Here is a 12,954-nt window from a genome sequence, read left to right on the forward strand (position 1 = left end):
CAGGTACCTTTGTGGTGGTTTTTACGTCTATCTCAATCTGTAACATATGGCTGGCAAAATCGCCTCTATCTGTTATAGATTGAGATTGTTTATCTCGAGCCATACGGTTTGTCTCGATCTGTAACAACAAGACGGGGATTCGGCCCCTAGATGTTACAGATCGAGACATCGGTCGTTTGATTTGGAGGAAGCCTTATGCGTACGATCACCGAGTCCGAGTCCACCCCGAGGGCCGACGGCTTCTTCATGCCCGCCGAGTTCGCCCCCCAGGACCGCGTGTGGATAGGCTGGCCCCACCGCACCGACACCTGGGCCCACGGCGCCAAGCCCGCCCAGAAGCAGTATGCCGCCATCGCCCGCGCCATCTCCGAGTTCACCCCGGTCTACATGTGCGCCAACCAGGTCGACTACGCCAACTGCAAGGCCGTCTTCGAGAACGACGAGAACGTCACCGTCGTCGAGATGACCACCGACGACGCCTGGTTCCGCGACACCGGCGCCACCTACGTCATCAACGGCAAGGGCGAGAAGCGCGCCAACCACTGGCACTTCAACGGCTACGGCGGCCTCATCGACGGCCTGTACTTCCCGTGGGACAAGGACGAGCAGATCGCCCTCAAGATGGCCGAGCTCTCCGGCTGCCGCCGCTACCGTCCCGACGACATGATCCTCGAGGGCGGCTCCATCACCGTCGACGGCGAGGGCACCCTCGTCGTCACCGACCAGTGCCTCCTGTCCCCCGGCCGCACCTGCTCCGCGGTGCTCGAGGAGGAGGACCCCGAGTCCCTCTGGCCCAAGTACCGCAAGAAGTTCGAGCCCTGGAGCGAGGAGCTTCGCGGGTACATGACCGAGCACCTCAAGGACTACCTCGGCGTCGAGAAGGTCATCTGGGTCAAGGAGGGCATCGACCCCGAGGAGACCAACGGCCACATCGACGACGTCGCCACCTTCATCGCCCCGGGCGTCATGGTCTGCATCTGGACCGACGACCCCGAGTACCCGTTCTACGAGCAGTGCCACGCCGCCTACGAGACCCTCTCCAACGCGGTTGACGCCAAGGGCCGCAAGCTGAAGGTCTACAAGCTCTGCATGCCCGTGAAGCCGCTGTACATGGACCAGGCCTCCTGCGACACCATCGACGCCGACGAGAACGCCGAGCCGCGCGTCCCCGACGAGCCGCTGATCGCCTCCTACATGAACTACCTCGTGACCAACCACGGCGTCATCGTCCCGCAGTACGGCGACGAGAACGACCAGCTGGCCGTCGACACGCTCCAGGAGATCTACGACGAGGTCTGGGGCGAGGGCGTCTACAAGTGCGTGGGCGTCAAGTCCGACCAGGTCGTCTACGGCGGCGGCAACATCCACTGCATCACGCAGCAGGAGCCCTCGGCGTAATAGTCTGTCTTCCCGGGGCACGGCACCTTGCCCTTCAATCGTCGGGCATGACCCTTAAGGTCTATGCCCTCCTCTTTCAGGGCAATCTGCCGCACCTCGGAAACCCAGCCAATCACGCCGACGCTTAATCGTCTGGCTTCCTGAGGCACCCCATCTCGCCGCTCAAACCGTCGCACGCGTACCAAAGTACGCTTCGCTCCTCTTTCGCGGCGACCTGGGGCACCTCGAAAACCCAGCCGATCAATCGGACCGACGCAGCTTGTTACCGCATTAGTCATTGGTGCCAACCCTGGCAACGACGCTGGTAGAAAAACGTCAGCGAAAACCCGTACACGCGAGCAAGGTGCCTTGAAGCGAGGCGGCATTGACCTTTTGGTCATGCCGTCGAAGCTGAAAGGCAGATTGCTCGCGTGTACGGGTTTGTAGCGTCGGCCGGTTACGGCGTTTGGTAAAACGCCGTAACCTACACCCGCTCTGCGATCTCGTGGATGAGGTAGTCGGTCTTTTCCCAGCCCAGGCACGGGTCGGTGATGGACTTGCCAAAGACGCCGCCGTCGACAGACTGGTTGCCGTCCTCCAGGTAGGATTCGATCATAAAGCCCTTGACCAGCTTGGAGATGGACTCGTTGCGGCGGCAGCTGTCGAGCACCTCCTTGCAGATGCGGTGCTGCTCCAGCGGGCGCTTGCCCGAGTTGTCGTGGTTGCAGTCGATGATCGCCGCCGGGTTGGCGTAGCCGGCATGCTCGGTATAGCGCTCAGCCAGACGCTCCAGATGCTCGTAGTGGTAATTGGGATAGGTACGACCGTCGAGACCAATGTAGCCACGCATGACGGCGTGCGCGAGCGGATTGCCGTCGCACTCGACCTCCCAGTTGCGGAAGATGAAGCTTTGATGTGCCTGGGCGGCGTAGATGGAGTTGAGCATAACGGTGGTGGAACCGGCGGTGGGGTTCTTCATGCCCACAGGCACCGAAATGCCGCTCGACACCAGACGATGCTCCTGGTTCTCGACCGAGCGCGCGCCCACGGCGACGTAGCTCAGCAGGTCGACGAGGTACTGGTAGTTGGACGGGTAGAGCATCTCATCGGCGGTAAAGAAACCGGTCTCCTCGATGACGCGCAGGTGCATATGGCGGATGGCCTTGACGCCCTCGAGCAGGTCGTCGGGAGCCTCGGGGTTGGGGTTGTGCAGCAGGCCCTTGTAGCCAGTGCCCTTGGTGCGCGGCTTGTTGGTATAGACGCGCGGAATGATGATGAGTTTGTCCTTGACCTCTTCGGCGACCTTGGCCAGTCGGCTCATGTACTCAAGCACCGAGTCCTCGCGGTCGGCAGAGCACGGGCCGATAATGAGCACCTTGCGCGCGTCCTCGCCGGTAAAGACCTTGGCGACCTCGGCGTCGAATGCCTGTTTTTTGGCGATAAGATCGGCGGAAAGCGGCATTTCCTCGCGGATTTCCATGGGGATCGGCAACCTGCGCTTGAATTCCATGGCCATACGGGGCCTCCTCAATCAAATAAGACAAAGTGTGCATTGTCGAATGCTCGGCATTATCCGCTGTCGCACGCTAAAGTGCAAGCCCTCGTCACCCCAAAACCTGCCAAAAAGGGACAGGTTTATTTTGGCAGGTTTTATCTGGGCAAACGTTGGCTGGCCCTGGAATGGAATGATGCCACGCGGCTTGGAAGAGGCCGTCGATTTGGTCCCAGGGGAGGCGGTTTGAGGGTCGCAGAACAAAAAACGGGGGCACAGGTTGTCCTGCGCCCCCGTTCTCGGGTGTTATTCGTTCCCTGCGGCAGAATTTACGCCGCTTCGTCGAACTGCGAGTTGTACAGGTCGGCGTAGAAGCCGCCTTGGGCGAGCAGCTCGTCGTGCGTGCCCTTCTCGACGATGTCGCCGTCGCGAATTACCAAGATCACGTCGGCGTTGCGGATCGTGGACAGGCGGTGTGCGATAACAAAGCTGGTGCGGCCCTGCATCAGCGCATCCGTGGCGCGCTGAATAAGCTCCTCGGTGCGGGTATCGACGTTGGATGTCGCCTCGTCCAAAATCAGCGCCGGGCGGTCGGCCAAAATGGCGCGGGCAATGGTCACGAGCTGGCGTTGGCCCTGCGAAAGGTTGGTGCCTTCCTCGTTGATCATAAAGTTGTAACCGCCGGCGAGCGTATGGATAAAGTGGTCGCAGCGTGCAGCGCGTGCAGCGGCCTCGACCTCGGCATCGCTTGCATCGGGGCGTCCGTAACGGATGTTCTCGCGGATGGTGCCGTTAAACAGCCACGTATCCTGCAACACCATGGCAAACTCGCCGCGCAGTGCCGCGCGGTCCCAATCGCGTACGTCGACGCCATCGACGCGCAGCGAGCCGCCGTCCACGTCGTAGAAGCGCTGAAGCAGCTTAATGAGCGTGGTCTTGCCCGCGCCGGTGGGACCGACGATGGCGATGGTCTGGCCGGGCTGTGCCTCGCAGCTAAAGTTGTGGATGATGGTCTTGTCGGGCGTGTAGCCAAACTTGACGTGGTCAAACTCCACATGGCCAGGGCGCTTTTCGGGAATCTGCGCGTCGGCCTTCTGCTCCTCCTCGGGCGCGGCCAGGAACTCAAAGACGCGCTCGGTGGCAGCGGCCATAGACTGCATCGTGTTGCTCACGTTGCCCAGCTGCTGCACGGGTTGCGTAAAGTTGCGAACGTACTGGATAAAGCTCTGTATGTCGCCGGGCGTGGCATTGCCGGTCAGCGCGAGCTGTGCGCCCACCACGACGACGCCCACGTAGCCCATGTTGCCCACCAAGCTCATAAGCGGCATCATCAGGCCCGACAGGAACTGCGAGCGCCAGCCACTAATAAAGAGGCGGTCGTTTTGACGGTCGAACTCTTCGATTGAGGCCTCGGCGCGGTCGAACACCTGAATGACGTTCTGGCCGGCAAAGTCCTCCTCGATAATGCCGTTGACGGTGCCCAGGACCTGCTGCTGCTCGCGGAAGTACGGCTGCGAGAAATGAATCATCACGGTCAGGATAATCGCGGCGGCCGGCAGTGTGAGCACGGTGACGCCGGTAAGCGGCAGGCTGATCGACAGCATCATGACGAGCACGCCGATAATCTGCGTCACCGACGTGATGAGCTGCGTCACGCTCTGGTTGAGCGACTGACCCAGCGTATCGACGTCGTTGGTGATGCGGCTGAGCACATCGCCCTTGCTGTGTCCGTTAAAGTAGCTCATCGGCACGACAGCGATCTTGGCGGCGATCTCCTTGCGCATGCGGTAGCAAATCTTTTGCGTGACGCCGGTCATGAGCCAGCCCTGGATGAGGCTGCAAACAGAGCTTGCCAGATACAGGCAGAGCAAAAAGCCGAGCGTCTTGGCGATCCAGGCAAAGTCGACATCGCCGGTACCGTTGACCTTGGCGACCAGGCCTTCGAACAGCTTGGTCGTAACCTGGCCGAGCACCTTGGGTCCCACAATGTTAAAGACGACCGAGCACACGGCAAAGGCGACGGCGGCAAGCACGGCAACCTTGTGTTGACCGATATAGCCGAGCAACTGCCGCATGGCGCCCTTAAAGTCCTTGGCCTTCTCGCCGCGGCCCATGCCACCCATGCGGCCCATGGGACCGCGCTGGCGGGTGGGCTTGGGAATCTGAGTCTTGGTCTCGTCTGCCATTAGTGCTCGCCTCCCTCCATAACGGCTGCAATTTCTTCTTGAGTGAGCCCCAGCTCCTCGGCGGAAAGCTGCGACTGTGCGATCTCCAGGTACGCCGGGCAGCTGTGCAGCAGCTCCTCGTGCGTACCAGTGCCCACCACGTGACCGTCGTCGAGCACGATGATCTGGTCGGCGTGCATGATGGTCGCGATGCGCTGGGCTACGACAACGAGCGCGGCGTCGGTAACGTTTTTGGCAAGCTCTTCGCGCAGGCGCGCGTCGGTCTTGTAGTCGAGGGCGCTAAACGAGTCATCGAACACCAGGACCTCGGGCTTTTTTGCCAACGCGCGGGCAATGGCCAGACGCTGGCGCTGACCGCCCGAGACATTGGAGCCGCCCTGGCTGATGGGGGAGTCGTAGCCGCCCTCGCGCTCGTCGATAAAGTCCTCGGCTTGGGCGATGCGCGCGGCCTCGTGCATGTTCTCGTCGCTTACCATGTCGCCGGCAAACTTAAGGTTGCTCTCCACGGTGCCCGAGAACAGACGCCCCTGCTGAGGGATGTAACCAATGCGGCGGCGAAGCTCGGAAAGGGTCATATCGCGCACGTCGATACCGTCGAGCGAAATGCTGCCGCCCGTGACGTCGTATAAGCGCGGAATCAGCTGTACGAGCGTGGACTTGCCCGAGCCCGTGGAACCAATGATGCCGAGCATCTGACCGGCATGCGTGGTGAAGTTCACGCCGCTCATGACGTCGGCGCGGGCATCGGGATACTGGAAGCTCACGTCGCGGAAGGTGAGCTCACCGCGCGGTGCGCTGGCCGCGGGCAGTTTGGGCGAGGCGGGGTCGTTGATGCTCGTGGGGCAGGTGATGACCTCTTCCACGCGCTCGGCTGCGACCTCGGCGCGGGGCAGGATGACCGAAACCATGGTGAGGATCATAAACGCCATGACGATCTGCATGGTGTAGGAGATAAACGCCATCATGTTGCCGACCTGCATCACGCCATCGGACACGCCCTGCGCGCCAAACCAGACGATAAGCACGGTGATGCAGTTCATGACGAGCATCATGAGCGGCATCATAAAGCTCATGGCACGATTGGTGTAGAGCTGCGTGGTCATTAGGTCGAGCGAAGCCTTGTCAAAACGCTCGAGCTCATGCTCCTCGCGGTTGAACGAGCGGATGGGCATAAGGCCGTCGAGCAGCTCGCGGGCGGTGAGGTTCACGCGGTCCACAAAGCTCTGCATCTTTTTGAACTTGGGCATGGTGAGGCCCATAAGCACGCCGACGACGGCCGAGACCGCGATGATGGCCACGGCGATGGTCCACTCCAGGCCGGTGTGGTTGGCCAGGACGCGCATGACGGCGACGATGCCCATGACGGGGGCCATCAGGCACATGCGGATAAACAGGGTTGCGGCCATCTGAATCTGCTGAATGTCGTTGGTGCAGCGGGTGATGAGCGAGGCCTGGCTAAACTTGCCCACCTCGGCCGGCGAGAAGTGCATAACCTTGTTGAAGGTCTCGCGGCGCAGGTCGCGTGCGATGGAACAGGCGGTGCGCGAGGCCACGGCGCCGGTCAGGATGGTGGCGATGAGCGAGATCAGGCACAGACCAAACATCGTGGTTGCCATGCGGCCCAGATAGGCGTTCTGCACGTCGGCGGGGTCGATGCCCTGCGCCTTGTACTCGTCTTGTACATAGCTCACGGCGCGTTGGGTCACGATGGAACCCGACATGGAGCCCATTTTGTCCGCCATATCGTTGGCACCCTCGACGAGCTTGCCCTGGTCGATTAGGCCGCCTTCAACGCCTAGGCGCAGGCTCTTCATGGTGATCTTACCGCCGTCGGTGTCAATTTGCTTTTGCATGTTCTGCGCTGCCGCGGCCTTCTGCTGCGTCTCGGCGAGCTGCTCGGGCGTCATTGCCGCCATCTGCTCGGGGGTGGGCATGGCCTGGGCGGCGTTGTTGTTATTCTCGCTGGACGAACCCATCATGTCATCCATGGAGTTGGCGTCAATGCCCTGGTTGAACGAAAGGACGACGGTCTCGGGCAGGCTCACGATGTCGGCAATCTTGCCGCCGTCGGCGCGCTCCTCCTCGGTGCCCTTGTACGTTCGAATGCCGTTATTATCCGCCTTGCTAAACACGGCCTCCACAGCTTTGGCGTCCTTATCGCTCATAAAGAGTTCGAGGTCGTCGAGCGATTCGGTGCGAATGGTGTCAGGTACGGGCGAGGCGATACCGCCTTGCTGCACGCCCACGTCGACGATGTCGCTCATATACGTAGGCAGCGCCAGATCGGCGTTGCAGCTGATTACGATAAGTACGATAGCTGCGAACAGTGCCAGGACATGCTTTTTAAAGAGCTTGAGAATCCTCACTCGGCATCTCTCCTTTCTTGATTTCGGTCGATAATTTCGTTGGCACGCCTAAGAAGGCGCACCATCTCTTGGGTATCTGTTTCGCCGAGCTGCTCGAGGAAGGCCGCGGTGCGGTCCTCGAATTCCCGATGCTTGATTTCGAGATCATGGAATCCCTTGTCGGTCACCGTGACGTGTACGCGACGACGGTCGGTCTTTGAGTGCTCGCGCTCGACCCAGCCTTTGGCTTCGAGAGCGCGCAGGATATTGGCGATGCGGGCGCTCGAGACCCAGGCACGATCGGCGAGTTCGCTTGGCGTGAGCGAACCGCCAGCGAGCATGAGGGCGCGCATGACGGCCATCTCGCCACTGAGGGCTTTGTCCGCAAAGCGCGAAATGCGCTGATGCATGCTGCCGAACTCGGTAAGGAGCTGACGCCCAAGTTCACGGAAATCGGTATCTTTCACCGAAAACCCCTAACACTAGAAACTATTTCTGGTGAAAGATGATACCTCCCGCTCAACCATCCTATTCGGTAGATTTCTGGACATGTCCCAAAAATCTACTTGGCCACTAGGCAATATAAAGAGCGCATAAAGACTTAAAATAATACAATTGCTGAAGCGTTTCAAAGAACTATTATGCCCGCGGTTAGGCGAGGGGATGTCGCCTTCTTTCTGACATAGGCGCGTGCGGCTACGATTCGCATGCATCCAAAGGAGATATATTCTTCCCGAGCTTTAAGAAGATGATGGCTCCGGCACTTTCCGCCATCATCGTGCTCGTCTTCTTTGCCATGGGCTCGACCATGACCTTTGGCCAGCTCATCAACGGCGGTCTTCCCGGCATCCTGCTCGGCGTGATCTGCTCGGTGGTCTTTGCAATTCCCATCATCGCGGTCGATAAGTTCACGGGCGGTACGGGTGTCGCAGGTGCGGCCATTTCGAGCTGCGCCGGAGCCAATGTTGCCACGCCTGCCGCCATGGCGAGCGTCAACGAGGCCATGTACGGTGGTGCCGTGCTTGCGACGGCTACGGCGCAGGTTGCAGCGTGCGCCATCGTGACGGCCATTTTGACCCCGCTGGTCACCAGCTGGTGCTTCAAGCATTTTGAGGGCCAGGGTCACGGCGACAGCAAAAAGGCCGCGGCTGACAAGGTCACCGCAGCCGCCTAATGCCAAGCGGCAATCAAAGCTAAATAACTAGCCACGCCACAGGGCCGCCCCGGGGGAAATCCCGTGGCCGCCCTGCAGTTTCTGTGGGTCTCTGGGGCACTTTACCCTGCTAAAGCTGGCATAACAGCTAGAGTGAACGTCGTACAAAGGCAAGGAAAAATACCAAACAAATCGGTGAACGGTAGTTGTTCACGCTCGCATTTCCTGCGGATTTGTTAAAAACGCCCTAATGGTATAAAAAAAGAAACATATAACAGCCCTGATGAAGGGGGTGGCTATGTTATCCTTCTCAAACGGGTGAAATCTTGGGTTTTTGGGTTGCAGTTCCAAGGTGAACAAACGTTTTTTCCTGTGCTAACGCGCGATGGAAGGCAAATGAAGCCGGTCATGCAACCCGAACATTCAAGAATTCAATAAGCAGCGGTGTGAGAGAGCGCCGCATTATACGTAACTAGGAGCGTGGTTACACAATGCAGGAGGCATGGGAAGGCTTCAAGGAAGGCATCTGGACGGGAGAGGTTGACGTCCGAGACTTCATCCAGAAGAACTACACCCCCTACGAGGGCGACGAATCGTTCCTCGCCGGTCCGACCGAGCGTACCAAGGAGCTGTGGGGCGAGGTTCTCGACCTGCTGCTCAAGGAGCGCGAGCAGGGCGGCGTCCTCGATATGGACACCAAGACTGTCACGGGTATCGTGAGCCACCCCGCTGGCTACATCGATAACGCCCACCGCGAGAAGGAGACCATCGTCGGTCTTCAGACTGACAAGCCGCTCAAGCGCGCTCTGCACGTCAACGGTGGTATCCGCATCGCTTGCCAGGCTGCCAGCCAGCACGGCTACAAGATCGACGAGAACGTCGTCGAGCGCTACACCTTCGAGCGCAAGACCCACAACGCCGGCGTCTTCGATGTCTACACCCCCGAGATGCGTGCTTGCCGCTCGGCTCACATTATCACCGGTCTGCCCGATGGCTATGGCCGCGGCCGCATCATCGGCGACTACCGTCGTGTCGCCCTGTACGGCGTCGACTACCTGATCAAGGACAAGGAGGCCCAGAAGGCTTCCACCCCGACGGTCATGACCGCCGACAACATCCGCGATCGCGAGGAGCTGCAGGAGCAGATCCGCGCCCTCGGCGAGCTCAAGATGATGGCCGAGACCTATGGTTTCGATATTTCCAAACCTGCTACCAACACGCAGGAGGCCATCCAGTGGATGTACTTCGCCTACCTCGCTGCCGTCAAGGAGCAGAACGGCGCCGCTATGTCCATCGGCCGTACCTCTACGTTCATCGACATCTACGCTGAGCGCGACCTTGCCAACGGCACCTTTACCGAGGAGCAGATCCAGGAGTTCGTGGATCACTTCATCATGAAGCTCCGCATGGTCAAGTTTGCCCGTACCCCCGAGTACCAGGCCCTGTTTACCGGCGATCCGCAGTGGGTCACCGAGTCCATCGGCGGCATGGGTGTTGACGGCCGTACGCTCGTTACCAAGATGAGCTTCCGCTACCTGCACACGCTCGAGAACATGGGCACCAGCCCCGAGCCCAACATGACCGTTCTGTGGTCGACCCGTCTTCCCGAGAACTTCAAGAAGTTCTGCGCCAAGACTTCTGTCGCCAGCTCCTCGGTCCAGTACGAGAACGACGACCTCATGCGCGTTTACCACGGCGACGACTACGGCATCGCCTGCTGCGTGTCCTCCATGCGCATTGGCAAGGAGATGCAGTTCTTCGGCGCTCGTGCCAACCTGGCCAAGTGCCTGCTGTACGCACTCAACGGCGGTGTTGACGAGGTCTCCAAGAAGCAGGTCGGCCCCAAGTATCGCGCCGTCGAGGGCGACACGCTCGATTACGATGACGTTATGGCCAAGTACAACGACATGATGAAGTGGCTCGCTGGCGTGTACGTCAACTCGCTGAACATCATTCACTACATGCACGACAAGTATTGCTACGAGCGCATCCAGATGGCTCTGCACGACAAGCACGTGCACCGCTGGTTCGCTACGGGCATCGCTGGCCTTTCCGTCGTGGCTGACTCCCTGTCCGCCATCAAGTACGCCAAGGTCCACCCCGTCCGTGACGAGAACGGCATCATCGTCGACTTCGAGACCGAGGGCGAGTTCCCCAAGTACGGTAACGACGACGACCGCGTCGACCAGATCGCTCACGACGTTGTGCACCAGTTCATGGAGTACATCCGCATGAACGACACCTACCGCAACTCCGTGCCCACGACCTCGGTTCTGACCATTACCTCCAACGTCGTGTACGGTAAGAAGACCGGCTCCACGCCCGACGGCCGCAAGGCTGGCCAGCCGTTCGCCCCGGGTGCTAACCCCATGCACAAGCGCGATAGCCAGGGCGCCATCGCTTCGCTGTCTTCGGTTTCCAAGCTCCCGTTCCGCGATGCCCAGGACGGCATCTCCAACACCTTCTCCATCATCCCGGGCGCGCTCGGCAAGGAGGACCAAGTGTTCTTTGGTGATATCGACCTTGATCAGCTGGGCGAGTAACTATTGTTAGTGCTATACTAACAATAACGATTACTGATTAGTGCACCGGTTTCGTCCGGCGCCTATCGATTGAAGGAGACACATTATGAAGGTTTCTGAAGTTTCCGAGACTCAGGCCGACAACCTGGTCCACATGCTCGACGCTTACGCCGAGAAGGGTGGCCACCACCTGAACATCAACGTCTTCAACCGTGAGACGCTGCTCGACGCTCAGGCTCACCCCGAGAAGTACCCGCAGCTGACCATCCGCGTTTCCGGCTATGCCGTGAACTTCCACACGCTCACCAAGGAGCAGCAGGACGAGGTCATTTCGCGTACCTTCCACAACAAGTTCTAAAGGGACTCAACTCCCACCGGAGACCCGGTAAGGCCTACGCACTTTGCCTCTCAAACGTCCTCGCCGCTTCGCGGCTGCGGAATGTTTGCGAGGCAAAGTGCTCCCGGCCTTGCCGGGTCTCCTGCGTTATCGCACTTTAGGGAACCACGCTAAATTAAATTGGTGTCCTCGGACATGCAAGAAGCCCTCGCTGCGCACTTCGTGCGGCGAGGGCTTCTTGCGTCCTGCGGAATGTTTTGGGAGGTAGCCCAAACAGCCCCGGCGGGGGTCCTGTGTAGTCACCCTTTAGGCGGAACTCTCCTAATGGGTTGAGCGTTCTGGATACTTACTTGCTACCGTTTATCGCGTATAGCTACCGTTTGCGGAGTAAGTAACACTTAGTAATAAACCGTGTAAAATCTCAGTTAAGAACGGAGTTTTCCAGGGAGACGCTGTCCTTTGTTTTGTGCAAGGGACGGCGTCTCTTTGGCGCTTGGAGGCCGTTCTGTAGCAGGACGGCGGACGTGCGTCACATATTAAAAAGTCAACGTCGAGATGGGTCGTGATAAGAATGGGCAAGTACGTAATCGTGGTTGAATCTGGTTCGGATGTGACGCCAGAGCTCTGCGAACGCTACGGCATCGTGCGTGTGCCCATGCATGTCACGATTGGTGACGAGACCGTCGAGGACGGCTCGATCGATCCGCTCGAGATCTATTCGCGCTGCAACGAGTTTGGCGTGATGCCCAAGACCAGCGGCTGCGCGCCGGCAGATTTCTCTTGCGTGTACGACCGCATTCACGCCGAACAGCCCGACGCGACCATTTTGCATCTTGCGTATTCCGAGGCCACGACCTGTTCGCATCAGTCCTCGAAGATCGCGGCAGAGGGGCGCGACTACGTGTTCTCCATGGACACGCGTTTTGTCTCGGTGGGCCAGTCGCTTGTTGTCGTCGAGACCGCCAAATACATCGAGGCTCATCCCGATGCCACCGTCGACGAGATCTTCGCCTTCGCGAGCTCCGTTATGGACCGCGTGTTGCTGGGCTTTGTTCCTACCGACCTTGCCTTCCTTAAGGCGGGCGGTCGCTTGTCCAACGTCGCGTTCCTAGGCGCCCATCTGCTCAAGATTAAGCCCTGCATTGAGGTAACGGGTGGCAAGTTCGTGGCGACCAAGAAGTTCCGCGGCTCTATGCTCAAGTGCGCCCGCGCCTTTATTGACCACATGGTTGCGAAGGGCGAAATTGACTACTCGCACATTGGCCTGGCGTATTCGGTAGGCCTTTCCGAGGAGCTGCGCGACGACATGGAAGTCTATGCGCACGACCTGGGCTTTAAGGACGTTACCTGGACTCAGGTCGGCGGCGTCATCTCGAGCCATTGCGGCCCGACCGCCTTCGGCGCGGTGCTCACGCTCAAGGCGTAACGCCTGGCGTCTATCGATTTCTATTGCCTCGGCGGCGGGCGGGTTGCGACAACCTTCCCGCCGCTTTTGCATGGGGCCAAAAAGGACAATCCAATTGACCGCTAAACCGTTTCGCC

At 59.6% G+C, this 12,954-nt stretch carries 9 protein-coding genes; 5 read left to right on the top strand and 4 right to left on the bottom strand.

Annotated features, from left to right (window positions below; all coding sequences use genetic code 11):
• Positions 1-195 precede the first annotated feature (195 nt).
• Complete coding sequence (locus ACQRCA_RS02330) at positions 196-1,398, top strand: agmatine deiminase family protein (RefSeq protein ID WP_427718164.1); 1,203 nt, start codon at positions 196-198, stop codon at positions 1,396-1,398.
• 463 nt (positions 1,399-1,861) lie between these two features.
• On the opposite strand, the gene ACQRCA_RS02335 is transcribed toward ACQRCA_RS02330, so the two are convergent.
• From ACQRCA_RS02335 to ACQRCA_RS02350, 4 genes are all read right to left on the bottom strand, one after another.
• Complete coding sequence (locus ACQRCA_RS02335) at positions 1,862-2,893, bottom strand: 3-deoxy-7-phosphoheptulonate synthase (protein WP_427718166.1); 1,032 nt, start codon at positions 2,891-2,893, stop codon at positions 1,862-1,864.
• Positions 2,894-3,198: 305 nt separating this feature from the next.
• Positions 3,199-5,055, bottom strand: a complete 1,857-nt coding sequence (locus ACQRCA_RS02340) for an ABC transporter ATP-binding protein (protein ID WP_427718168.1) — start codon at positions 5,053-5,055, stop codon at positions 3,199-3,201.
• Positions 5,055-7,421, bottom strand: coding sequence for an ABC transporter ATP-binding protein (locus ACQRCA_RS02345; RefSeq protein WP_427718170.1), 2,367 nt, complete (start codon positions 7,419-7,421; stop codon positions 5,055-5,057). The genes ACQRCA_RS02340 and ACQRCA_RS02345 overlap by 1 nt, the downstream gene beginning before the upstream one ends.
• Complete coding sequence (locus ACQRCA_RS02350) at positions 7,418-7,867, bottom strand: MarR family winged helix-turn-helix transcriptional regulator (RefSeq protein ID WP_154514934.1); 450 nt, start codon at positions 7,865-7,867, stop codon at positions 7,418-7,420. The genes ACQRCA_RS02345 and ACQRCA_RS02350 overlap by 4 nt, the downstream gene beginning before the upstream one ends.
• 257 nt (positions 7,868-8,124) lie before the next feature.
• Here ACQRCA_RS02350 and ACQRCA_RS02355 point away from each other — a divergent pair, with 257 nt between their 5' ends.
• The 4 genes from ACQRCA_RS02355 to ACQRCA_RS02370 all read left to right on the top strand — a co-directional run bounded on the left by ACQRCA_RS02355 (position 8,125) and on the right by ACQRCA_RS02370 (position 12,838).
• The gene (locus ACQRCA_RS02355) at positions 8,125-8,574 is read left to right on the top strand and encodes a 2-keto-3-deoxygluconate permease (protein ID WP_427718427.1); all 450 of its coding nucleotides are present in this window, start codon (positions 8,125-8,127) and stop codon (positions 8,572-8,574) included.
• A 470-nt stretch (positions 8,575-9,044) separates the two neighbouring features.
• Positions 9,045-11,096 carry a formate C-acetyltransferase gene (gene pflB, locus ACQRCA_RS02360; protein ID WP_427718174.1) on the top strand — a complete coding sequence of 684 codons (2,052 nt, stop codon included), beginning with the start codon at positions 9,045-9,047 and terminating at the stop codon, positions 11,094-11,096.
• A gap of 85 nt (positions 11,097-11,181) precedes the next feature.
• Positions 11,182-11,433: an autonomous glycyl radical cofactor GrcA3 gene (gene grcA3, locus ACQRCA_RS02365; protein ID WP_055252439.1), complete on the top strand. Its 252-nt coding sequence runs from the start codon at positions 11,182-11,184 to the stop codon at positions 11,431-11,433.
• A gap of 550 nt (positions 11,434-11,983) precedes the next feature.
• Positions 11,984-12,838, top strand: a complete 855-nt coding sequence (locus ACQRCA_RS02370) for a DegV family protein (protein WP_427718179.1) — start codon at positions 11,984-11,986, stop codon at positions 12,836-12,838.
• Positions 12,839-12,954 lie beyond the last annotated feature (116 nt).

Source organism: Collinsella sp. SGI.095 (assembly GCF_050314535.1).
GTDB lineage: Bacteria > Actinomycetota > Coriobacteriia > Coriobacteriales > Coriobacteriaceae > Collinsella.